Source organism: Streptomyces sp. NPDC056600 (assembly GCF_042792855.1).
Lineage (GTDB): Bacteria > Actinomycetota > Actinomycetes > Streptomycetales > Streptomycetaceae > Streptomyces.
In genome coordinates this window covers 15,083-36,240 of record NZ_JBHTVQ010000012.1, presented here as the reverse complement: position 1 = coordinate 36,240, position 21,158 = coordinate 15,083, and the positions used below count along the sequence as shown (strand labels likewise).

Genomic DNA, 21,158 nt, shown 5'->3' with positions numbered 1-21,158 from the left:
GAAGGCGGGTGCGGGGCGGGTGCGGGGCGGGTGCGGGGCGGGTGCGGCTGCCCGGCGCGGGTGCCGTGCAGGTCACCCCCACATTGGCCCCACCCCCACCCCGTCTGGTTCGCTGGTGGCATGGAATTCATCTGGGTGCTCTTCGCCGTCGCCCTCCTCGGCTTCGTCGTCGCGTCGATCTACCGCCGCAGGAGCGCCGGAGGCATCGCCCTGGCGCGCCCCGGCGACCCCGACGCGGCCGACCCGGCGGCGTACGGGTTCCTGCGCCAGGAGGACCTGGACGTCCGGCTGCCCGGCCCGGACCAGGACCTGACCGACGTCCTGGACCTGGTGCAGCGCACCCAGGACTACCGGGCCGCGGCCCAGCTGCTGGCCGGTACCGAGAAGGAGGGCGAGGCGCGCTGGCAGCGCGTGCAGTCCTTCGCGGGGGCCGCCTCGCTGGAGCTCGCCCGCAAGCCGGCCGGCGACCCGTCGCAGACGCCCGGCGGCCAGTGGCTGCGCGTGTGGCGCACCGAGCAGCCCAAGGACGCGGGCGGCGCGGCCGTGCACGCGGAGTTCCTGGTCCAGCAGGCCTGGCGCACGTCCACGCCCGGCAGCGACGAGTTCCGGATCATCATGGAGGAGGCCAAGGAGGCGTGCGGCCGGGCCGCGCTGCTCGCCCCCGGCGACCCCGTCCCGTACCTCACCGAGCTGTCGGTGGCCCGCGGACTGGGCTACTCCCGCGAGGAGTTCGAGCAGCTCTGGCTCAAGGTCCTGGACCGGGCCCCGCACCACATGGGCGCCCACCTGGCCGCGCTGCACTACTGGTGCGAGAAGTGGTACGGCTCGCGTGAACTGGCCTACTCCTTCGCCGAGTCGGCGGCCGCCCGGGCCCCGGAGGGCTCGCTCCTCTCCGCGCTCCCGCTGTTCGCCGTCTTCGAGCACCTGCAGGACCTGACCCTGGTGGCCAACCTGTACGAGAGCGAGGTCGTCACCAAGGCGATGCACGGCGCGCTGTACGCGGCCGGCCGGGCCCGGCCCGACGACGCGGTCCTTCCGCACGTGCGTCACCTGCTGATCTGGTTCCTGGTCAACGGCTCCCGCTGGTCGGAGGCGATGGGCCAGCTGATCCACGTCGACGGGCACGTGGGCGCGCTGCCCTGGACGCTCAGCCAGGACCCGGCCGCCGAGTACGCCGTCTACCGCGCCCTCGCCGTGGCCGGCTTCGAGGCCAACGGCGGCACCCCGGCGTCGCTCCTGCGCTGACCAGGCGCCCCGGCCCGGGGCTCTCCGCCGACGGGGACTCCTCGCGGCCGCCGTCACCACCCACCGCCGCCCCGAACACCTTTGCGGTTCGGGGCGGCGGTGCGTCATAATCCGCATCCCCCACACGGCCCCGGCCGCGCCTTGTCATGCCCGTTTCCAGCCGCTTTCCCCGTAATGCCCAGCCGTCCTTCCTCCCCGTTGCCCTCTTCCAGTGATGTGTAGGGAAGCTCCATGAGTTCCACGTTGCGGGCCGTCCGCGCCCTGATCCTGCTCGCGGGATTCCAGTTGCTCAGCCTGGTCCTGCTCGGCGTCCTGGCGGCCGTCGACTGGGCCGCGATCTACGCCCCGAGCAGCGTCACCAGCAAGGTCTGGCTGGTCTCGGTCGTGCTCGCGATCCCCGTGGTCCGGGGCATGTTCATGCTCCGTCTGCCGGACATCGAGGAGCCCCCGGGCGTCCCGCTCACCGAGGAGGCCGAGCCCCGTCTGTGGGCCATGGTCCGTGAACTGGCCGAGGCCGCCGGCACCCGCGCCCCGAACACCATCATCCTGACCGCCGAGGTCAACGCGTCCGTGATGGAGCGCCCCCGGTTCGGCGGCCTGCTCCCCGGCCGCCGCAGCCTCCACCTCGGTCTGCCCCTGCTCACCGGCCTGAGCGAGGCCCAGTTCCGCTCGGTCCTCGCCCACGAGTACGGCCACTACATCGGCGGCGACACCCGCCTCGGCCCGATCGTGGCCCGCGGCCGCCTGCAGATCCGGCGCACCATCGCCCACTTCCACGAGAAGGCCGACAAGAAGGTCGCGCAGGAGCGCGCCGAGCAGGAGAAGAAGTCCGCCCGCCGGGTCGCCAAGGGCAAGGAGGCGAAGGAGGTCGACACCACCGGAGCCGGCGCCACCTACCGGGCCATGGCGAAGATCTACACCTGGTACGGCACGTTCTTCCTGCGCGCCTCGCAGTCCACCGCCCGCGCCGAGGAGTTCGCCGCGGACCGCTCCGCCGCCCGCCTGGCCGGCCGTGACGCCACCGCCTCGGCCCTGCGCGAGATCCCGGTCCTGTCCTCCGCCTACGACTTCTACCTCGAGTCGTACGCCACCGTGGGCCTGGACGCCCGCACCATGCCCCCGCGCGGCGCCTTCTTCGGCGGCTTCAACGACCTGCTGACCGCCCGCGAACTGCAGCTCGCCGACATGCGCGCCGAGCTCCCCGTGCAGCAGCTCTCCCCCTACGACTCCCACCCGCCGATCGGCGAGCGGGTGCGCGCCGTCGAGGCCCTGCCGGACGACGGCCGCACCGACGACGGCCGCGGCTCCGCCCTCGGCCTGCTCGCCGACCCGCGCGCCCTGGCCACCGCCCTGGAGCCGGCCGTCCTCGCCGAGGAGCTGCTCGGCTTCCGCCGCGCCGAGGACTGGCCGGAGCTCCTTCGTTCCGGCATGACCGCCCGCCTCGGCGAGCTCGACACCCCGCTGCACCGGGCCCTCGCCGTGTACACCAAGTCGGCCCCGACGCTGCCCGCCCTCCTCCAGGTGATCGACGAGGGCCACCTCTGGCAGCTCGCCCGCCGCCTCCCCCTCTCCGAGGAGGCGTCCGCCGCGCAGGGCCGCGCCTTCCGCGAGTTCGTCCGTCCCTCGCTCGAAGGCCTCGTGCGCACCTGGGTGATCTCCGAGCTGAGCAAGCAGGGCCTTCTGGACTGGGAGTTCTCCTGGTCCGAGTCGGCCACCGTGGTCCTCCCCGGCGGTGACCCGGAGGCCGCGGGCGAGGCGCTCGGCGCGGCCGTCACGGCCGCGGTCGCCGACCGCCCGGACACCGCCCCGCTGCGTGCCCTGCTCCCGCCGACGCCCTCCGAGACGGGCACCGACACCGACATCGAAAGCGTGTGACCCCCTGATGACCGTACTGCTCTGGGTCCTCGCGATCCTCGCCCTGCCGGTGGTCGCCTTCGGCCTCTACATCGGCTTCGTCTTCGTCAAGACGTTCATCAAGCACGACCCCGACGCCCCCGACGAGAACGCGGGGGCGGAGGCGGCCGCGAAGCTCGGGCTGCTCCCCGCCTCCCGGCTCGACCTGGACCGGCCCGGCGTCGCGGACCCCGCCGCCGAGGCCGTCCTGCAGGCCGTCCGGCGCGGTGACTGGGAGGCCGGCGCCCGGTTCCTGGCCGAGGCCGGCCGGGACTGGGAGGAACGCGGCCGCCGGGTCAGCATCCTCGGCCACGAGGCCGCCAAGGAGGACGCCTGGCTGCTGGCCTGGCGTGCGGCCCGCCCCGGCGACGCGGACGCCGCGCTGGTCAACGCGGACTCGATGATCTACCTGGCCTGGGACGTCCGGGGCAGCCTGCAGGCCAAGAACACCACCCGGGAGCAGTTCGACAGCTTCCACCGGATCCTCGCCCAGGCGCGGGAGGCCTGCGCGGAGGCCCAGGCGCTGGGCGGGGACGACCCCAACCCGTACGTCGTGGAGATGCCGCTGGCGATGGGCCTCGGCTACTCCCACAAGGACTTCGACGAGCTGTGGGACCAGGCCATGGCGCGGGCCCCGCACCACCTCGGCGCGCACCAGTCCGCGCTCCAGTTCTGGTGCGCCAAGTGGCGCGGCTCCCACGAGCTGGCCCTCTCCTTCGCCCGCGAGGCCGCGGCCAAGGGCGCTCCGGGCCAGCTGCTGACGCTGGTCCTGCTGGAGGCCCACTTCGAGTTCGAGTTCGCCCACAGCGACCTCGACGAGGACGAGTACTACAAGCGCCCCGAGCTGATGAAGGCCGTCGACGCCGCGCTCCTCGACCTCGCCGCCGCCGCTGCCGAGGCCGGCGACCCCAAGGCCCGGCGCCTGCTGCCGATGCGGCACATGCTCGCGTACATGCTGTACTGGCAGGACCGGTACGAGGCCGCGATGGAGCAGTTCACCCTGATCGACGGCTACATCGGCACCACCCCGTGGACCTACCTGGCCGGCAAGCCGGGCTTCGCCGAGCGGTACGTCGCGATCCGCGACTTCACGGCCCAGCGCGTCCTGGAGGCGGCCGAGGCCCGCACGCCGACGACCGCCTGACCCGGCCGCTCCCGCGCGGCTCCCGCGACCCGGCCCCGCCCCCTTCCCCGGGGGCGGGGCCGCTGCCGTTTCCAGGGCGGAGCAAGGAATCACCGGCCCGCCCCGCGCGTTGTACGAGCGCACCCTCCGGCCGGCCCCAGGCCCGCCGGTCCCCACCCGACCCGGGAGGACCCCCATGCTCTTCGGCCGCACGACGCCCGTGATGGTCACCGCCGACCAGGCCCTGCCCGGCCGCGCCGCGCCGGTCCTCACGCCGGAGGCCGCCGGGGCCCACACCGTCCTCGGCACGCCGCTCTTCGACCACCCGGAGGGGATGGCCGTGGCCGACTTCGCCCTCGGCTGTTTCTGGGGCGCCGAGCGCAAGTTCTGGCAGCTCCCGGCCGGGGTGTGGACCACCCTCGTCGGCTACCAGGGCGGCTTCACCGAGAACCCCACGTACGAGGAGGTCTGCTCGGGCCTCACCGGCCACACCGAGACGGTCCGCGTCGTCTACGACCCGGACGTCCTCTCCTACGAGGCCCTCCTGAAGACCTTCTGGGAGTCCCACGACCCCACCCAGGGCTACCGCCAGGGCAACGACGTCGGCACCCAGTACCGCTCCGCCGTCTTCACCCACACCCCCGAGCAGGCGGCGACCGCCGAGGCCTCCCGCGCGGCCTACCAGCAGGTCCTCACCGAGGCCGGCTACGGCTCCGTCACCACCGAGATCGAGCCCGCCGCCGCCCAGCCCTTCTACCCGGCCGAGCTCTACCACCAGCAGTACCTCTCCGACGCGAAGAACCCCAACGGCTACTGCGGCATCGGCGGCACGGGCCTCTCCTGCCCGGTGGGCGTGGCAGCGGCCCCGGACGCGAGCTGAGCAACGCGGTCCCTCGTTCGCCTCACCCGTTCGAGCGGTGAGGCGAAGGGACCGCCCGCTAGGCTGGCCGATGGGATCAGAATCGCGCCCATGGGAGCAGCCATGACCACCTCCTCCGCCGCTGGGCATCCCCTCATCCCCCAGCCGCCGAGCACCGTGTCGGCCTTGCGGCAGGCGATCCGACAGATCGCTCCTGCCGCACTGCCGGCCTTCACGAGCGAGCTCGACCAGGCGGCGGACCAGGCACGCCAAGGCTCTGACCTGAGCCCGCTCCAGAGCTTCATCGCCCAATGGGCCGTCTTCGTCCACATCCAGCGCCAGCCGGATCTGGCCGCGGAGTTTCGCCGCTGGGAAGACGCCGCAGAGTCCGGGGACGCAGCCGAGGCACGGCAGGCGGCCTCCGCGCTCGGTCGAATCCTGGATCAGGCACACGCGGCCGTCGGCCTCCCCGCCCGGTGAGCGGGAAGTGGCACTGGGAGTACGACCCCGACGAGGACCACGTGACGCGTGGCCTGCCGGTCCACGTGGTGGCGGAGGTGGAGCGGCTCGTCTCCCAGCTGGTCGATCTCGCCGACATGGGCGTCGATGTCAGTGATCTGGGGAACGGCCCACGGCAGGGCGGGTTGCGACGCATGGACGCGACCGGAGGCTGGTTCTACTTCCTCGTGGCACCCCGCGACCCACTGATCATCGTGGTGCGGATCGTGTCTCCCTTCGATGCCCTGTAGCACCGCTGCCGCCCGGCCGACTCCCGAACCCAGCACACACGCGGACGTCCTCTGCGTTCCCTCGGCACCCCATCGTGTCGGGCACGGACCGACGGGCGAGGCGGTTTCCCCCGGTTCAGCTCCGGCGACGTCCCTCGAGGTACTCCCGCAGCCGGGGCGTGCGGACGGCGGGGAGGCGGATCAGGGTGGCCTGGAACGCGCCGGGGTGTCCCGTCAGCGCATGCCACGGGAGCGGCGGCAGGGGGTAGTCGTCGCGCAGGACACCCGGGGGGAGGACGCCGGTCGCGGGGAGCGGCGAGGTCTCGCCCGGGAGGGCGAGGTACGCCCAGACACCGCTGTCCAGTGGCACCACGGCCCCGTCGCCGCCGGGCTCACGCCACGGCTCGCCCGTGAGGGGGTGTCGTGGGACGAGGAGGACGTCGGAACGGGGCCGCGGCGTGCCGATCCCCGGGCCGGCCAGGCCGACCGAGCGGGGATCGGGGCCCGCCGGGAGATGGCGGCCGACGGCGTGGCCGAGCAGTTCGGCGACGGGTCCGGCGGGCAGGGCCACCGGGCGGGCCCCGGTTACCGCCACGAGGTGGGCGAGCGCAACCCCGACCGCCGCGTCCCAGCGGCGGCTCCACGACCCGTCCGCCTCCACGGGCGGAAGGCGGTGCTCGGGGCGCAGCAGGTCGTCCCATCCGGGAGGCGGTGCGGCCGGGCCCGGTGCGGGGCGGCGGACTACGGCGTCGGGCTCCAGCCATACCGCCTGCCACATCCCGCAGTCGTCCTCCCGGGTCGCCACGGCTCGCCCGCACCCCTCGCACGCCAGGTTGGGGCCGGCCCGGCCGTCCACGCCCTGGCAGTAGCCCTCGCACTTCTCGGGGATCAGCCGCATGCTCCGGGAGTCGCCGGGAGCAATGACGATCCTGTTCGGCGAGCCGAAGGAGAGCGCGTACACGGGCGCGTACACGCCCCGACGGGCGGCCTCGTCCTCCCCCACTTCCTCCCACCGCCGCCAGGGCGGTCCGGAGGGGCGGGGGTCGACGGCGTACGTCGCGGGGTCCATCAGCGGGGGGTGCAGCTCCTCCCACCCGCCGTGGCCGGTGTGCACCGGGAGAGCGACCCGGGACACCGGCGCCGTCAGTTCCGCACCGCACCCGGCGCACACGAACACGTCCAACCAAGCTCCCCCTTGCCCCGACCCCTCTGCCATGAGTCCTTGCCCCGGCAGGATTGTGTCTCGCCCTCGACCTGGGCTCCAGTGGATTTCGGCCCGCGCCGAGAGAAGGGCTCCGGGGGACTTCGTCCACGGATGCGGGCCGGTGCAGCGAGGGGCACACCTCCAGCTCGTGTTCCCGTGGGGGTGTGCCCTGAATGTGTCGCTGGAGCAGCACATTCAGGGCACACCCCCTGGGGACGATTGCCTGGGCCCCCGGCAGCGGGTCGGGTGCGGGCACGGACGGGCGGGGGCGGGCGGGGGCGGGTCAGTAGCCGCGGGCTGTGGGGACCGCCAGGGCTGGGGTTCGGCCCGCTTCGAGGGCGCGCCAGGCGGAGAGGAGGTCGGTGACGACGTCCTCGTCCGTGGTGGGGCCCGAGGTGTGGGAGGTGACGGTGGTGCGGGGCAGGCGCCAGGCGGGGTGGTCGGGGGCGGCCGGCTCGTCGGGGAGGACGTCGAGGACGGCGGAGTGGACGGCGTCCGCGTGCAGCGCCGCCTCCAGTGCCGCCAGGTCGACCGTCGCGCCCCGGCCGATGTTCAGGAACGTCGCGCCGCGCAGCGCGCCGAGGCGGCGCGGGCCGAAGAAGTCGCGGGTGGCGGGGGTGAGGGGGAGGACGTCGACGACCCAGCGGGCGTCGGGGAGGAGGGCGTCGGCGTCGGGCACGGTCGCGCGGCCCGCCTCGACCACGCGGATGCCCGCGCCGCGCAGGTAGTCGGCGACGCGTGAGCCGATGCGGCCCGCGCCGTAGACGAGGGCCAGTTGGCCGGCGGCGAGTTCGGTGTCGCGGCGGGACCAGTCGGCGCGGTCGTGGGCGGTGAGGAAGTCGGGGACGCGCTGGCACTCGGCCAGGACCCAGCCGAGGACGTACTGGGCCATGCGGTCGCCCATCCGTCCGACCGTGCGGGTCAGGAGGACGTCGGCCGGCCAGGCGTCCTGGTCCTCGCCGCCGCGCAGCAGCGCGTCCACGCCGGCGTTGACGCTGTGGAACCAGACCACGCGCTCACCGCCCTCGGCGAAGGCGGGCCGCCGGGAGCCGACCCGGACCACCGGGGCGCCGTCGGGGGCGGGGGCGGAGCCGCGTCGTACGGCGCGGCCAAGGGCCTCCGCGAGGGCGGCCCGCAGCGGACCGGAGACCTCGTCCCCGGCGACCACCACCGCCCGGTCCAGGTTCCGCGCGACGTCCGTCGCCGTCGCCGCCGCCGTCAGCCGTTCCACGCCCACGCTCATCCCGTGCCTCTCACGTCACCTGTGTCCACCGTGCGCCCCGGCGCGTGCCCACCGTGCGCCCCGGGTCACCCCGCCGCATCCCCAGGAGGCGAGACCCGGGCCCCGGCCCCACGCCCCGCGGGAGCACCTCACGCACCCCCGGGTCTCCCGTGTCACGCCCGTGGAATCCCGGCGTCCGCCCGCCATCCGACCGTCCACGGACCGTCACTTCGCGGTACCGGCGCGTTACCCGCCGCTCCCTAGCGTCGTGAACATGACCAGGGAAACCAGGGACACGCGAAGCCGGACCTTCAGGCCCACGACCGTACCGACCGTACTGGCGATCAGCGTCGCGTTCACCGCGGGGGCGTCCGCCCCGTCGGCGGTGGCCATGCCCGACGTCCCCGCGACACCGACCCCGATCCGCGCGACCGTGGCCGCCCCCGGCACCACGGTGGTCAGTCAGACCTTCGGCGGCACCGCCCTGCCCTCCGGGTGGAAGACGGTCAGCGGCAGCTGGAAGGTGCGCAACGGCCGTCTCGTCGGCGACGGCGGCACCCGCGCCCGGATCACCTTCGGCACCCAGCTCACCGACTACCGCTTCGAGGCCACCGCCCGGTTCGAGTCGGTGGACGACGCCTCCCGCTGGTTCGCGCTCGGCCTCGACCTGCCGTCGAGCGGCGCCACCCCGTGGTGGATCGCCACCCTGCGCTCCCGCTCCACCGCCGCCAACGGCGTGGAGTTCGCCCAGCGGACGACGGCCGGCACCTGGAACGTCACCGACACCGCCGCCGCTCCTGTCGCGGCCGGCACCGGCAAGGACGTGCGGGTGCGGGTGGACGTCCACGGCATGAAGGCGACCTGGTACCTCGACGGGCGGAAGGTGCTGAGCACGAACAAGCTGCGGCGTTCCGCGAACGGCCGTCAGGCGCTGCTGGTGGACGGCGCGACCGTCGCGTTCGACGACGTGAGAGTCACCGCCCTGCCCTCGCTCAACCCCTACCTGCGCGGCCCGGGCGAGCCCGCGCTGGCGGTGGCGCACCGGGGGGCGTCGGCCGCCGCGCCGGAGAACACGCTGGCAGCGCAGGACCTGGCGCGCCGGGTGGGCGCGGACCTCATCGAGACGGACGCGCAGATCAGCAAGGACGGCGTCCCGTACGTCATGCACGACAGCACGGTGGACCGCACCACGAACGGGACCGGGGACCTCACCGCGCTCACCTCGGCGCAGCTGGACAAGCTGGACGCCGGGTCGTGGTTCTCCTCGGCGTACCGGGGCGAGCAGGTGCCGACCCTGCGGGCACAGGGCGCGGACCTGAAGGCCCGGGGCGGCAAGCTGCTCCTGGAGATCAAGCGGGCCTCGTCCAAGGACCAGGTGTCCCGGATGTTCGACGCGCTCCGGGCGGCCGGGGTCCTCTCGCCGGACCGGGTGTTCGTGCAGAGCTTCAGCAAGCAGCACCTGAAGTGGGCGCGTGAACTGGCCCCCAAGCTGCCCCGGGGCTACCTGACGTCCACGCTGGACGCCGACCCGGTGGCGGTCGCCCGCGACCTGGGCCTCACCGCGTACAACCCGAAGGCGTCGGCGCTGACGGCCAGGCCGTCCGTGGTGGGCGACCTGCACCGGTCGGGCGTCGCCACCATGGCGTGGACGGTGGACGAGCCGGCGCAGTGGAAGACGCTGGACGCCCTGGGGGTGGACGCGATCATCAGCAACCGTTCGGCGGAGCTGATCGCCTGGCAGCAGACACAGCAGGGCTGAGCCGCGGGAGGGAGCACGGGGAAGGGCCCCGGCGTCGCCCGCCGGGGCCCTTCCTCGTACGCGCGGAGGCGTTCCTCATCGCGCGGAGACGCGCGGAGACGTTCCGTCAGATCGTGGCCGTGTCGATGACGAAGCGGTAGCGCACGTCGGAGGCGACGACGCGCTCGTAGGCCTCGTTGATCCGGTCGGCGGAGATCAGCTCGATCTCCGCGCCCAGCCCGTGCTCGGCGCAGAAGTCCAGCATCTCCTGGGTCTCGGCGATGCCGCCGATCATGGAGCCGGCCAGGTTCTTGTTCCCGCCGATGAGGGCGAAGAGCTGGAGCGAGATCGGGTTCTCGGGAGCGCCGACGTTGACCAGGGTGCCGCCGGTCTTCAGCAGGCCCAGGTAGGCGTTGAAGTCGACGTTGGCGGAGACCGTGGAGACGATCAGGTCGAACTCGCCGCGCAGCTCCTCGAAGGTGCGGGGGTCGGCCGTCGCGTAGTAGTGGTCGGCGCCCAGCTTGAGGCCGTCCTCCTTCTTGCGCAGCGACTGCGACAGCACGGTCACCTCGGCGCCCATGGCGTGGGCGATCTTGACGGCCATGTGGCCGAGGCCGCCCAGGCCGACCACGGCGACCTTCTTGCCGGGACCCGCGCCCCAGTTCTTCAGCGGAGAGTACGTGGTGATGCCGGCGCACAGCAGCGGGGCGGCGACGTCGAGGGAGAGGCCCTCGGGGATGCGGACGGTGTAGTTCTCGTCGACGACGATGTGGGTGGAGTAGCCGCCCTGGGTGATCTCACCGTCCCGGCCGCGGGAGCCGTAGGTGCCGACGTTGCCCTTGAGGCAGTGCTGCTCGATGCCGTTGAGACAGTTCTCGCACTCACGGCAGGAGTCCACCATGCAGCCGACGCCGACACGGTCGCCGACCGTGAACCGGGTTACGCGGGGGCCGACCTCGGTGACCACACCGGCGATCTCGTGGCCAGGAGTCAGGGGGAAGTGGGCCTTGCCCCACTCCTCGCGGACGGTGTGGATGTCGGAGTGGCAGATACCGGCGTACTTGATGTCGATCAGGACGTCGTGCTCGCCGACCTCCCTGCGCTCGACGGTGGTGCGCTCCAGCGGAGCCTTGGCGGCGGGGGCGGCGTAGGCGGCGACAGAAGTCATGCCGGGGGGTTCTCCGGTTTCCTCGGGGGTGCTGGGTTGCTCGCGCGCGTGGTCGGCGCGCGCGGACGACGGTGCGCGTGGCGCGGACGTCCTTCAGAGAGACAACTGCCCCGCGACCCGGTTCATTCCGCATGGCGGATCGGAGGGAACCAGGACACGGGGCAGCGGGGAGTCACGCAGAGCTCCGGCAACGGCGGCGGACGGCACGGAACCCGGGGCGGAGCGAGGCCCAGGTCCGGCGCGGGGCCCGGGTCCGGCGCGGGGCCCGGGTCCGGCGCGGGGCCCGGGTCCGGCGCGGGGCCCGGGTCCGGCGCGGGGCCCGGGTCCGGCGCGAGCCTCCGGCTCAGCTCGCGATGCGGCCCTTGCGGAGGGTGACCACGCGGGGGGACTGCTTGGCCAGGTGGGAGTCGTGGGTGACCATGACGAAGGTCAGTCCGTGCTCCTTGCACTGGGTCTCCAGCACGGCCATGATCTCGTCGCGGGTGGTCTCGTCGAGGTTGCCCGTGGGCTCGTCGGCGAGGAGCACCCTGGGCTGCTTGACCAGGGCGCGCGCGATGGCCACCCGCTGCTGCTGGCCGCCTGAGAGCTCGCTCGGCACGTGCCCGAGCCGCTCCCCCAGTCCCACCGAGGCGAGGGCCTCGGCGGCCCGCTCGCGCCGTTCCCTGCGGTTCACGCCGAGCGGCACCAGGGCCGTCTCGACGTTCTCCTGCGCGGTGAGGGTCGGGATGAGGTTGAAGCCCTGGAAGACGAAGCCGATCTTCTCGCTGCGGATCCGGGTCAGCCGCGCCTCGGACAGCTGGGCGAGGTCCACGCCGTCCAGCACGACGCTGCCGGCGGTGGGGCGGTCGAGGCCGCCGAGCATCTGGAGGAGGGTCGACTTGCCGCCGCCCGTGGGGCCCTGGATGACCAGGCGGTCGCCGTCGGCGATGGTGAGGTCGATGCCGGCCAGCGCGTCCACGACCCCCTTGCCGCGGGTGTAGCGGCGGGTGACGCCGGTGAGTTCGTACATGGTGTCGTTGCTCCTGCTGAGAGGGCGGAAGGAAGGGCGGAGAGGGGCGGGCCGGGTGCTGGGAGGGTTGTGCGGAGCACCCGTCAGGCGACGCGGGACAGGGCGTCGGCGGGGCGCAGCCGGGAGGCACGCCACCCTCCGAAGGCGCCCGCGACCAGGCCGCCCGCGACGGCCAGACCCACCGCCAGCGCGATCATGGAGAGGTTCACGGGAGCGGTGAGGGCCACGTCGAGCGACCGGGAGGCCGCCTGCCGCATCCCGCCGCCGGGGCCGCCGCCCATGCCGCCCATGCCGCCGCCGGGACCGCCCGCACCGCCCGCGCCGGAGCCGGCGGAGCCGCCCAGCTGTGCGGTCAGCGAGGGCCCGAAGGCCGTGACGGCCCACGCGCCGGCGAGGCCGAGCGCGATGCCCAGCGCGCCGCCGAGGAGGCCGGTCACCACGGCCTCGCCGACCACCTGGCCGGTGACCCGGCGCGAGCGCCAGCCCAGTGCCTTGAGGGTGCCGAACTCGCGGACCCGGCGCGCTACGGCGGAGGAGGTCAGCAGGCCGGCCACCAGGAACGCGGCGGCGAGGACCACGATTGACAGCCACCGGCCGACCGTGACGGCCAGCCCGGAGGCGGTGGACAGGGACCCGGACACCGTGTCGGCGAGGTCCTCGGAGGTGGTGACGGTGGCGTCCGGCACGGCCTTGAGCACCGCGCTCTTCACCGCGTCCAACTGCTGCGCGTCGTCCGCCTGGACGTAGACGGTGGTGATCTTGTTCTTGGCGTCGGCCAGCGTCTGCGCCTGGGCGAGCGGGATGTAGACGTCGGCGGCGGCGTCGCCGCTGGAGGCGGTGGCCACGCCCACGACGGTGAACTTCGTGCCGCCGACGGTCACCTTGTCGCCGGTCCCGATCTCCTTCTCCTTGGCATAGGCGCTGTCCACCACGGCCGTCTTCGCCGAGGTCTCGGACTTCTCGAAGCCGCGCCCGGAGGTGATCTCGGAGGAGGTCAGCGGGCCGAGGCCGGGCTGCGTGACGTCGGTGCCGTACACGCTGAAGCTGTCGATGGAGAAGTCGGCGCCGCCGCCCTCCACGGAGCCGCCGGGACCGCCGCCGGCGCCCGGACGGCCGCCGCCGCCCTGGTCCTGCTTGAACTCGCCGCGGGTGAACTGGCCGTCGACCTTCATCACGTTGAGGCTGAGCCCACCCACCGCGTCGGCCACCCCGTCCGCCTTCGCGACCTTCGCGGCGGTGGAGGCGGACAGGGTCTGGAAGCCCTGGACCATCACACGGTCGCTGCTCTGCTGGTCGCCGTCGTCGCTGTCCTCACCGGGCTTGGCGTCGAACCTGAATCTGGGCCTGCCGCCGTTGTCGTCCCCGTCGCCGGAGGGCGCCTCGGGGGCCTTGGTGACGGTCATGTCGGTGCCCAGTCCGTAGAGGGACTGCAGGACCTGGTCCTGTGCCCTGCCCATGCCGGAGGACACGGCGTTGACGACGATGACGAACGCGATGCCGAGCGCCAGACCGGAGGCGACGACCAGCGACGCCTTTCTGCGGCGGCGCAGTTCGCGGCGGAGATAGGTGAGGAACATGCGCGGGACGCTAGAGGGGCGGGCTGGTAGACCCCCGTGGGTTGTGTGAGAAAACCCCGAGAACGCGAGTGCCGACAGCTCCGAGAACCCGAGAGCTCCGAGAACGCGGGAGCTTCCCCAACGCGGGAGCCCCGGAAACGGCGGAGGCGCCCGGTGACGCGTGCGTCGTGCACGCGGCACCGGGCGCCTCCGGCACCGCCTCGGGGGCGGCGCCACGTCAGGGCCGGGGGGTCATCGCCGTCGGGATCAGACGGCGGAGCCCGCCACCCACTGGTCCCACGGCATGTTCCAGCCGTTGAACCCGTTGTCCGGGGCGACCGTCTTGTCGCCGGTGTTCTGGACGACCACCACGTCGCCGATCATCGAGTTGTCGAAGAACCAGGCGCCCGGCTTGTTCGGGTCCTTCGCACCCTTGGCGTCCTCCAGGCCCACGCAGCCGTGGCTGGTGTTGACGTTGCCGAAGACGCCCTGGCCCCAGTAGTTGCCGTGGATGAAGGTGCCGGAGGTGGTCAGCCGCATGGCGTGCGGCACATCCTTGATGTCGTACTCGCCCTTGCCGTCGCCGTCGGTGAAGCCGACGGTCGAGCCGTCCATCCGGGTCTCCTTGTACTTCTCGGAGATCACCATCTGGCCCTCGTAGGTCTTGTTCTCGGGCGAGCCGGCGGAGATGGGGATGGTGCGGACGGTCTCGCCGTTGCGCGTGACCTTCATCTGCTTGGTCTCGGCGTCGACGATGGAGACCTGGTTGCGGCCGATGTGGAAGGTGACGGTCTTCTGCTGGACGCCGTAGACGTTCGGCGCGCCCTCGACGCCGTCCAGCGCGAGCTTCATGGTGACCGTCGCCCCCTCCTTCCAGTAGTCCTGGGGACGGCAGTCCATCCGGGTGGTGCTGAACCAGTGGCAGGCGACCTCCTGGCCGCTGCTCACCGAGACGTCGACGCCCTGCTGGACGGCCTTCTTGTCGGTGATCTCCTTGTCGAACCTGATCGACACGGGCATGCCGACACCGACGGTGGAGCCGTCCTCCGGGGAGAAGTTGCCTATGAAGCTGTTGGAGGGCGAGACCGTGGTGAAGGTGGCGTTCTCGTGGGAGGCCCGGCCCTTGGAGTCCTCGGCCGTCACCGAGACCTCGTAGGTGGTGGCCCGCTCGAGCTGCGTGGTGGGCTTCCAGGAGGTCTTGTCGCCGGACATCTCGCCCTCGACCGCCTCGCCGTCCTTGGTCTTCACCTCGACCTCGGTCAGCTTGCCCTTCTTGACGGAGACGTGACCCGCGTTGTTGATCGACGCGTTGTCCGTGCCGTCCTTGGGCGTGACGGAGATCTCGGCGACCGACGTCTCCTTCGCGGCCGCCTCGTCGGCCCTCTCCTGGGCGTCCGGACGGGCGGGCTCGTCGCCCCCTCCACAACCGGACAGGACCATCACGCCGCCCAGAAGTGCGGACGCGACCGCCAGACCCCTGCGCCGCCGCCGCTCACCGACCGTCTTCACACGTATCTCCATCATCGCTGGTCACCCGACCCCGTGGGGAGGCCCCCGCCCGTGCCGCGACCCGGTGCGGGCATACACCCCCGTCAGCATTCTCAACGCCAGGACGGGCCGTTCCGGTTCCGTCTCGCGGTGAATTGTGCAATGCGCCACGCCGCGGACCGCCGGAACGGTCCGCGGAGGACCGGAAGACATCGTTCCGTAGGGGTCGCCTTCCCCGCCAGGGGTCAGCCGATGCCGATGCGAACCGTCACGTCCCCGCCTGCGACGGGACCGCCGGTCCGATCGCCGGGGAAGTCCTCCTCGTGCTCGCCATCATCGCCGTACAGGTCGCCGTCGAGCGAATCCAGACCCCCGTCCACGTGCTCCGCGCTCCACGAGGTGTGGGTCAGCTCGATCCCCGGCAGCGCCCCCACCAGGTCGAACGGGTCGACGAGGTAGGCCAGGGCCTCCGCAGTGTCATGCGTCACCACGGCCCCGATCCGCCCCCGCTCGCCGTCCGGCAGGGCGCCGTCCGCGGCGATCCGGTCCTGAGCGGCGCGCCGGAGCGCCTCCGGGTCGTCGACCTCCACGATCAGCTGGACGTCGATACGGACAAAGCGGCTGTTTTCGGTTGCAGTCATGGCAGGGAGAGTACGGTGGTCCGGGCCCTCGGGTTTCCCGCGACCCGCGCCTTTCACTAGCATCAGGTCACACGGTCAATTCGCCAGCGCCACAAGGGGATCGATATCCGTGTCCACGACGCGCCGCTCACTGCTGACCGCCGCTGCCGCGGGTGCCCTGCTGGGTGCCCTCTCCTTCGTCCCGTCCGCCAACGCGACGATGACGCCGGAGGAACCGGAACCGCGGTCCGCCGCCGCCGCTCCCGCCGCCGCGGGCGCGGAGGACGCCTCCGGGGTGCGCACCATGACCACCGTCTCCGACACCACCTCGACGTCGACCACGGTCCACTCCCAGGCCGACGGCACCGAGCTCGCCGACACCGGCGCCTTCGACACGACGCCGTACATCATGGGCGGCACCGCGTTCCTCGGCATCGGGGCGGCGTTCGTGGCGTACTCGGTCCGGCGGGAACGCATGGGGCTGTAGACGGAGAGCCGCTCGGGAGGCGGGCGTGCACTCCCTTGACCGCTTGTGACGGAGACCGCATAGTCCGACGGTGAAGATCACCCCGCGGGCGCGTACGGGCGCCGTCGTCGCCGCAGTCGCGGCGGCCCTGACCCTGGCTCTGATCACCGGCTGCGGCTCCGGCGCCGAGGCCGCCGCATCCGCGCCCGTGGCGCTCTCCGAGAAGGAGCTCACCGAACTCGGTCTCACCGGGCACGACCTCGAGGGCTTCGCCGTCGAGGTCGTGCAGCAGGACGGGTCCGGCACGAAGGACCAGGCGAAGCCCGACAGGTTCTGCGGGCCGCTCGCGCAGGTGTACAAGGGTGGCGCGGTCGGCACCCCGGCCGCCGAGACCGTCCGCGTGGCTCTACGAGATCCTGATCTTGGCGCGGACTTCAAGGAGGCGCTGCGGGTGGACGTCACCTCGGTCAACCTGGCCTCGTACCACGGGCAGGGCGCACAGCGGACGCTGAGGACGGTCGCCGACGCGGTCGAAGCCTGCCACGAGTGGGTCAGCCGTACGGCACGGGACCGGAGCTCGACGGGCTACACCGCCGTGACCCCGCGGAAGGCGGTGGGGGCGAAGGGCGCCGACGAGGCCGTCGCCTTCTCCCTGAGCGGCAAGGGCCCGACCCCGAACTCCCCGACGACCAGCAGCGTCTACTGCCAGGTGGTGCGCCACGGCAACAACGTGGCCGCCTACGTCACCCTCAACATGGGCAAGATGACGGACGGCACGCCCTACGAGCTCGACGCCGCGGTCGTGACGGCCCAGTCGGAGAAGCTGAGCCGAGGCTGACGCGGCCACCGGACCGGCGCCCCGTGAGGACCGGCCCGGTGGCGGGACGTGCCGTCAGCTCAGCGGACCCGTGACCGCCGCGGCCGCGCGGGCGACGCCGCCCTCGCGGACGAAGGCCTCGGCCGCCGCGAGGTCGGGGGCGAGGTAGCGGTCCGGGCCGGGTCCCTCGACACCGGCCGCGCGGGCGGCCTCGACGACGGCCCAGGTGGCGGGCGCGGCGCCCAGCCCCGTGGCCGCGCGGCGCAGCTCCAGCGCGCGGGAGGCGGCGACCAGCTCCACGGCGACGACCCGGGCCAGGTTGTCGACCACGTGCCGCAGCTTGCGCGCCGCGGACCAGCCCATGGAGACGTGGTCCTCCTGCATCGCGCTGGAGGGGATGGAGTCCACCGAGGCGGGGACGGCGAGCCGCTTGAGCTCGCTGACCAGGGCCGCCTGGGTGTACTGGGCGATCATCAGCCCGGAGTCGACGCCGGGGTCGTCGGCGAGGAACGCGGGGAGCCCGTGCGAGCGGGCCTTGTCCAGCAGCCGGTCGGTGCGCCGCTCGGCGATGGAGGCCAGGTCGGCCGCGGCGATCGCGAGGAAGTCGAGGACGTAGGCGACCGGCGCGCCGTGGAAGTTGCCGTTGGACTCGACGCGGCCGTCCGGCAGCACCACCGGGTTGTCCACGGCGGCCGCCAGCTCCCGCCCGGCCACCAGCTCGGCGTGGGTGAGGGTGTCCCGGCCCGCGCCCGCCACCTGCGGCGCGCAGCGCACCGAGTAGGCGTCCTGCACCCGGGGCTCGTCGCCCTGGTGCTGTCCGGTCATCTCCGAGCCGTGCAGCACGGCCAGCATGTTGGCGGCGGAGTCCGCCTGGCCCGGGTGCGGGCGGATGGCGTGCAGCTCGGGCGCCAGGACGCGCTCGGAGCCCAGCAGCGCCTCCAGGGTCATCGCGGCGGTGACGTCCGCGGAGGTGTACAGCAGGCGCAGGTCCGCCAGGGCCATCAGCAGCATGCCGAGCATGCCGTCGGTGCCGTTGAGGAGGGCCAGGCCCTCCTTCTCCTTGAGCTCGACGGGGCGCAGCCCGTGCGCCGTGAGCAGCTCGCGGACGGGGCGGAGCTCGCCGTCGGGGCCCTCGGCCTCGCCCTCGCCCATCAGGGCGAGCGCGCAGTGCGAGAGGGGGGCGAGGTCGCCGGAGCAGCCGAGGGAGCCGTACTCGTGCACCACGGGGGTGATGCCGGCGTTCAGCAGGTCCGCCATGGCCTGGGCGACCTCGGGGCGCACGCCGGTGCGGCCGGAGCAGACGGTCTTGAGCCGCAGGAACATCAGGGCGCGCACCACCTCGCGCTCGACCCGCGGGCCCATGCCGGCCGCGTGCGAGCGGACGATGTTGCGCTGGAGCCGGGTGCGCAGGTCCGGGCCGATGTGCCGGGTGGCCAGCGCGCCGAAGCCGGTGCTCACGCCGTAGACGGGATCGGGCTTGGCGGCGAGGGCGTCGATGACCTCGCGGGACGCGGTCAGTTCGCGCACCGCCTCGTCCGAGAGCTCCACGCGCGCGCCGTGCCGTGCCACGGCGAGCACCTGCTCGGGGGTGAGGCCGGAGGTTCCCACCACCACAGTTTCCGTCGAACCGGTGTGCATATCCATATTCAGGAGCCTAGAGCTTGAATTCGTCAGTGTCATCGGTGGGTTGGACCACACCCGGCGACGCGTCCCCGAGGGGGCGGTCGGCGCCCGGCGGCGGGAGGTCCCGGCCACGCAGCGCGCGCCGTTCCCCGCCGCCCTCCGGCGGGGGTGCGTCGGCCAGCCGCAGGACCGGGTCCTGCGGTCCTTCGACGCCCGCGACCACGGGTCCGGCGGTGCGCCCGGCCTTGGCGCGGTACTGGGCGGCGTCGGCCAGCCGGAACAGCCGCCGCGCCGAGGTGACGGGGCCGACCGGCTCCTCCGTGGTGGCGATCCCGCAGGCCACGCCCTCGCCCGGTTCGAGGTCCCGGGCGCGCCGGCACAGCTCCTCGGCGGCGCGCACCACCTCCTCGGTGGACGGGCCGACCGCGATCAGGCAGAACTCGTCGCCGCCGAGACGGGCGGCCAGCGCGTCCGGCAGCATCGCCCCGCACAGCGAGAGCACCGAGCCGAACCGTTCCAGGAGGCGGTCGCCCGCCGCGTGACCCAGGGTGTCGTTGACCTGCTTGAGCCCGTTGAGGTCGCAGACCACCAGGCTGACCACGGCGCCCTCCCTGCGGTGCCGTTCGATGGCCTCGTCCAGGCGGGCGTCGACGGCGCGGCGGTTGGCGAGGCCGGTCAGGGCGTCGGTGAAGGCGAGGCGCTCGGCCTCCTCCAGGCGCTTCATCTGGGCGAGCCCGGCGGCGACCACGGCGGCCAGGACGGTGGCGAAGTCGGCGTCGGAGCGGCCGAAGACGGGCGCGCCCAGCGGCCGGGCCACGTACAGCTCGCCCCAGGCGCGGCCGTGCAGCACGATCGGCGCGATCACGCAGCAGCCGCGGCCCCGGCGGCGCAGCGCGGCGACCCGCTGGTGGCAGTACCCGGCACGGTCGCCGGGAGACCCCTTCGCCGGGCCGCCGTCGACGGTCTCCACCCAGGCGTCCGGCTCCCCGCCGTTGGCCCAGCGGTCGTGCAGGAACTCGGTGATCTCCGGGAACTGGTGCACCGGGTAGGCCTCGGAGCGGGGGAACTCCTCCTCGTCCGGGGCGCGCTCGCCGACGTTGACCAGGACGCGGAGCCGGCCCATCTCCCGCTCCCACACCGACAGCGCGGCGAAGCTGCCGCCCAGCGCGTGACTCGCGCCCAGGGCGGCGGCCCGCCAGGACTCCCGGGGCGTCCTGGCGGCGGCCATGCCCTGGGCCAGCGTGACGACCGCGCGCAGGCGGTTCTCCTCTGCCATACGTTCAGGCTAGGGATGTTTCGGCACAAACGTGACGTCGGAGAGCGAGCGGCGGTCACTTTCCGTGACCGGGCCGCCCGGCGGACGGGTCAGACCCAGAGCTCGGTGACGCTGACGTCGAGCTTGCCGAGCAGGCGCCGCAGGAGCGGGAGGCTGAGACCGATGACGTTGCCGTGGTCGCCGTCGATCCCCTCGACGAACGGCGCGGACCGCCCGTCCAGGGTGAACGCGCCCGCCACGTGCAGCGGCTCGCCGGTGGCGACGTAGGCGTCGATCTCCTCGTCGGTGGGGTCGCCGAAGCGGACCACGGTGGAGGCGGTGCCGGAGGTGTACCGGCCGGTGGTGGTGTCGTAGACGCAGTGGCCGGTCTGCAGGACGCCCGCGCGGCCCCGCATGGCCTTCCAGCGGGCGGTGGCCTCGGCGGCGTCCGCCGGCTTGCCCAGCGGCTCGCCGTCCAGGTCGAGCACGGAGTCGCAGCCGATCACCAGGGCGCCGGCCGCATCGGGGCGGGCGGCGACCACGGAGGCCTTGGCCTCGGCGAGCGCCAGGGCCAGCTCGGCGGGGGTGGGGGCGGTCACGGCGTCCTCGTCCACGCCGCTGACGATCACCTCGGGGGCGAACCCGGCCTGCCGGAGCAGTCCGAGCCGGGCGGGGGACTGGGACGCCAGGACGAGGCGGCGGGGCCGGCCGGCGGCGTGGCCGGCGGGCCGGTGGTCGATCTGATCGGTCATAGGGGCAGCGTATCGACGCCGAGGACCACCATGGCGAGGATCATCGCGAGGGCCATCAGGACGCCGAGCCGCCGGAGCATGACCTGCGTCCTGCGCAGTTCCTCGGGCGGCCCGGCCTGGGGATCGGGGTCGGACCAGAGCACACCACCGAGCATGCGGCCCCGCCCCGCCCGCCGCCTGAGTACGCGTACTCAGGCCGCCCCCGGTATCCCCCGTCACCCACGTCCCCGCAGGTCACACGGGTTACCGCGGCGGAGTGGCCCGCGTCACGGCTCGGGGCGGGGCAGGGCGGCGCGGCGCGGCACGGGGCGCTCGGGCGGCGGGGCAGGACGCGCGCCGTCGCGGGAGCGGCGTCGCGGGAACGGCGCAGGGGCCGGTGGTCGCCCACCGGC

General features: G+C 73.5%; 20 protein-coding genes. 9 read left to right on the top strand and 11 right to left on the bottom strand.

All coding sequences use genetic code 11. The features are described 5' to 3' along the window. The first annotated feature begins 120 nt into the window (after window positions 1-120). From ACFRAV_RS09040 to ACFRAV_RS09015, 6 genes are all read left to right on the top strand, one after another. On the top strand, window positions 121-1,245 hold the full coding sequence (locus tag ACFRAV_RS09040) for a hypothetical protein (RefSeq protein WP_382552940.1): 1,125 nt from the start codon (window positions 121-123) through the stop codon (window positions 1,243-1,245). A 231-nt stretch (window positions 1,246-1,476) separates the two neighbouring features. Further along, a complete protein-coding gene (locus tag ACFRAV_RS09035) occupies window positions 1,477-3,120 on the top strand; it encodes a M48 family metalloprotease (RefSeq protein ID WP_382552938.1) in 1,644 nt (547 codons plus the stop codon). A 7-nt stretch (window positions 3,121-3,127) separates the two neighbouring features. Next, the gene (locus ACFRAV_RS09030; protein WP_382552936.1) at window positions 3,128-4,282 is read left to right on the top strand and encodes a hypothetical protein; all 1,155 of its coding nucleotides are present in this window, start codon (window positions 3,128-3,130) and stop codon (window positions 4,280-4,282) included. Window positions 4,283-4,457: 175 nt separating this feature from the next. Beyond that, on the top strand, window positions 4,458-5,141 hold the full coding sequence (gene msrA / locus ACFRAV_RS09025) for a peptide-methionine (S)-S-oxide reductase MsrA (protein WP_382552935.1): 684 nt from the start codon (window positions 4,458-4,460) through the stop codon (window positions 5,139-5,141). Window positions 5,142-5,243: 102 nt separating this feature from the next. Next, window positions 5,244-5,600, top strand: coding sequence for a DUF6247 family protein (locus ACFRAV_RS09020; protein WP_382552933.1), 357 nt, complete (start codon window positions 5,244-5,246; stop codon window positions 5,598-5,600). Continuing rightward, the gene (locus tag ACFRAV_RS09015) at window positions 5,597-5,869 is read left to right on the top strand and encodes a hypothetical protein (protein WP_382552932.1); all 273 of its coding nucleotides are present in this window, start codon (window positions 5,597-5,599) and stop codon (window positions 5,867-5,869) included. The genes ACFRAV_RS09020 and ACFRAV_RS09015 overlap by 4 nt, the downstream gene beginning before the upstream one ends. A gap of 115 nt (window positions 5,870-5,984) precedes the next feature. Here ACFRAV_RS09015 and ACFRAV_RS09010 read toward each other — a convergent pair whose 3' ends face one another. Further along, entirely contained in the window at window positions 5,985-7,031 is a 1,047-nt protein-coding gene (locus ACFRAV_RS09010) for a hypothetical protein (RefSeq protein ID WP_382552931.1), read from the bottom strand. 304 nt (window positions 7,032-7,335) lie between these two features. Continuing rightward, on the bottom strand, window positions 7,336-8,283 hold the full coding sequence (locus tag ACFRAV_RS09005; RefSeq protein ID WP_382552929.1) for an NAD(P)-dependent oxidoreductase: 948 nt from the start codon (window positions 8,281-8,283) through the stop codon (window positions 7,336-7,338). 265 nt (window positions 8,284-8,548) lie between these two features. On the opposite strand from ACFRAV_RS09005, the gene ACFRAV_RS09000 reads away from it, so the two are divergent. After that, the gene (locus tag ACFRAV_RS09000) at window positions 8,549-10,033 is read left to right on the top strand and encodes a glycerophosphodiester phosphodiesterase family protein (protein ID WP_382552926.1); all 1,485 of its coding nucleotides are present in this window, start codon (window positions 8,549-8,551) and stop codon (window positions 10,031-10,033) included. Between the two features lie 106 nt (window positions 10,034-10,139). Here the strand turns inward: ACFRAV_RS09000 and ACFRAV_RS08995 are convergent, their stop codons facing one another. From ACFRAV_RS08995 to ACFRAV_RS08975, 5 genes are all read right to left on the bottom strand, one after another. Next, a complete protein-coding gene (locus ACFRAV_RS08995) occupies window positions 10,140-11,180 on the bottom strand; it encodes an NAD(P)-dependent alcohol dehydrogenase (RefSeq protein ID WP_382552924.1) in 1,041 nt (346 codons plus the stop codon). Between the two features lie 343 nt (window positions 11,181-11,523). Continuing rightward, on the bottom strand, window positions 11,524-12,189 hold the full coding sequence (locus ACFRAV_RS08990) for an ABC transporter ATP-binding protein (protein ID WP_382552922.1): 666 nt from the start codon (window positions 12,187-12,189) through the stop codon (window positions 11,524-11,526). An 83-nt stretch (window positions 12,190-12,272) separates the two neighbouring features. Beyond that, a complete protein-coding gene (locus tag ACFRAV_RS08985) occupies window positions 12,273-13,766 on the bottom strand; it encodes an ABC transporter permease (RefSeq protein WP_382552920.1) in 1,494 nt (497 codons plus the stop codon). Between the two features lie 246 nt (window positions 13,767-14,012). Then, entirely contained in the window at window positions 14,013-15,266 is a 1,254-nt protein-coding gene (locus tag ACFRAV_RS08980) for an Ig-like domain-containing protein (RefSeq protein ID WP_382553055.1), read from the bottom strand. Window positions 15,267-15,478: 212 nt separating this feature from the next. Next, window positions 15,479-15,874, bottom strand: coding sequence for a hypothetical protein (locus ACFRAV_RS08975; RefSeq protein WP_382552918.1), 396 nt, complete (start codon window positions 15,872-15,874; stop codon window positions 15,479-15,481). 109 nt (window positions 15,875-15,983) lie between these two features. Here ACFRAV_RS08975 and ACFRAV_RS08970 point away from each other — a divergent pair, with 109 nt between their 5' ends. Both ACFRAV_RS08970 and ACFRAV_RS08965 read left to right on the top strand, forming a co-directional pair. Beyond that, window positions 15,984-16,340, top strand: coding sequence for a hypothetical protein (locus ACFRAV_RS08970; RefSeq protein ID WP_382552916.1), 357 nt, complete (start codon window positions 15,984-15,986; stop codon window positions 16,338-16,340). Between the two features lie 70 nt (window positions 16,341-16,410). Further along, the gene (locus tag ACFRAV_RS08965) at window positions 16,411-17,157 is read left to right on the top strand and encodes a hypothetical protein (RefSeq protein ID WP_382552914.1); all 747 of its coding nucleotides are present in this window, start codon (window positions 16,411-16,413) and stop codon (window positions 17,155-17,157) included. A gap of 54 nt (window positions 17,158-17,211) precedes the next feature. Here the strand turns inward: ACFRAV_RS08965 and hutH are convergent, their stop codons facing one another. The 4 genes from hutH to mmpB all read right to left on the bottom strand — a co-directional run bounded on the left by hutH (window position 17,212) and on the right by mmpB (window position 20,909). After that, window positions 17,212-18,780 carry a histidine ammonia-lyase gene (gene hutH, locus ACFRAV_RS08960; protein ID WP_382552912.1) on the bottom strand — a complete coding sequence of 523 codons (1,569 nt, stop codon included), beginning with the start codon at window positions 18,778-18,780 and terminating at the stop codon, window positions 17,212-17,214. Between the two features lie 10 nt (window positions 18,781-18,790). Then, complete coding sequence (locus ACFRAV_RS08955) at window positions 18,791-20,035, bottom strand: diguanylate cyclase domain-containing protein (protein ID WP_382552910.1); 1,245 nt, start codon at window positions 20,033-20,035, stop codon at window positions 18,791-18,793. 89 nt (window positions 20,036-20,124) lie between these two features. Continuing rightward, entirely contained in the window at window positions 20,125-20,766 is a 642-nt protein-coding gene (locus ACFRAV_RS08950) for a Maf family protein (protein ID WP_382552908.1), read from the bottom strand. After that, window positions 20,763-20,909, bottom strand: coding sequence for a morphogenic membrane protein MmpB (gene mmpB / locus ACFRAV_RS08945; RefSeq protein ID WP_351117080.1), 147 nt, complete (start codon window positions 20,907-20,909; stop codon window positions 20,763-20,765). Before mmpB ends, ACFRAV_RS08950 begins: the two co-directional genes overlap by 4 nt. Between the last annotated feature and the right edge of the window lie 249 nt (window positions 20,910-21,158).

Excerpts from the sequence above, each read along its gene's own strand:
- ACFRAV_RS08985 (WP_382552920.1), bottom strand. The coding sequence starts at position 13,766 with ATGTTCCTCACCTATCTCCGCCGCGAACTGCGCCGCCGCAGAAAGGCG.
- ACFRAV_RS08980 (WP_382553055.1), bottom strand. The coding sequence starts at position 15,266 with ATGGAGATACGTGTGAAGACGGTCGGTGAGCGGCGGCGGCGCAGGGGT.
- ACFRAV_RS09040 (WP_382552940.1), top strand. The coding sequence starts at position 121 with ATGGAATTCATCTGGGTGCTCTTCGCCGTCGCCCTCCTCGGCTTCGTC.
- ACFRAV_RS08990 (WP_382552922.1), bottom strand. The coding sequence starts at position 12,189 with ATGTACGAACTCACCGGCGTCACCCGCCGCTACACCCGCGGCAAGGGG.
- ACFRAV_RS08950 (WP_382552908.1), bottom strand. The coding sequence starts at position 20,766 with ATGACCGATCAGATCGACCACCGGCCCGCCGGCCACGCCGCCGGCCGG.
- ACFRAV_RS08955 (WP_382552910.1), bottom strand. The coding sequence starts at position 20,035 with ATGGCAGAGGAGAACCGCCTGCGCGCGGTCGTCACGCTGGCCCAGGGC.
- ACFRAV_RS08995 (WP_382552924.1), bottom strand. The coding sequence starts at position 11,180 with ATGACTTCTGTCGCCGCCTACGCCGCCCCCGCCGCCAAGGCTCCGCTG.
- ACFRAV_RS08975 (WP_382552918.1), bottom strand. The coding sequence starts at position 15,874 with ATGACTGCAACCGAAAACAGCCGCTTTGTCCGTATCGACGTCCAGCTG.
- hutH (WP_382552912.1), bottom strand. The coding sequence starts at position 18,780 with ATGGATATGCACACCGGTTCGACGGAAACTGTGGTGGTGGGAACCTCC.
- msrA (WP_382552935.1), top strand. The coding sequence starts at position 4,458 with ATGCTCTTCGGCCGCACGACGCCCGTGATGGTCACCGCCGACCAGGCC.
- ACFRAV_RS09035 (WP_382552938.1), top strand. The coding sequence starts at position 1,477 with ATGAGTTCCACGTTGCGGGCCGTCCGCGCCCTGATCCTGCTCGCGGGA.
- ACFRAV_RS09000 (WP_382552926.1), top strand. The coding sequence starts at position 8,549 with ATGACCAGGGAAACCAGGGACACGCGAAGCCGGACCTTCAGGCCCACG.
- ACFRAV_RS09020 (WP_382552933.1), top strand. The coding sequence starts at position 5,244 with ATGACCACCTCCTCCGCCGCTGGGCATCCCCTCATCCCCCAGCCGCCG.
- ACFRAV_RS09030 (WP_382552936.1), top strand. The coding sequence starts at position 3,128 with ATGACCGTACTGCTCTGGGTCCTCGCGATCCTCGCCCTGCCGGTGGTC.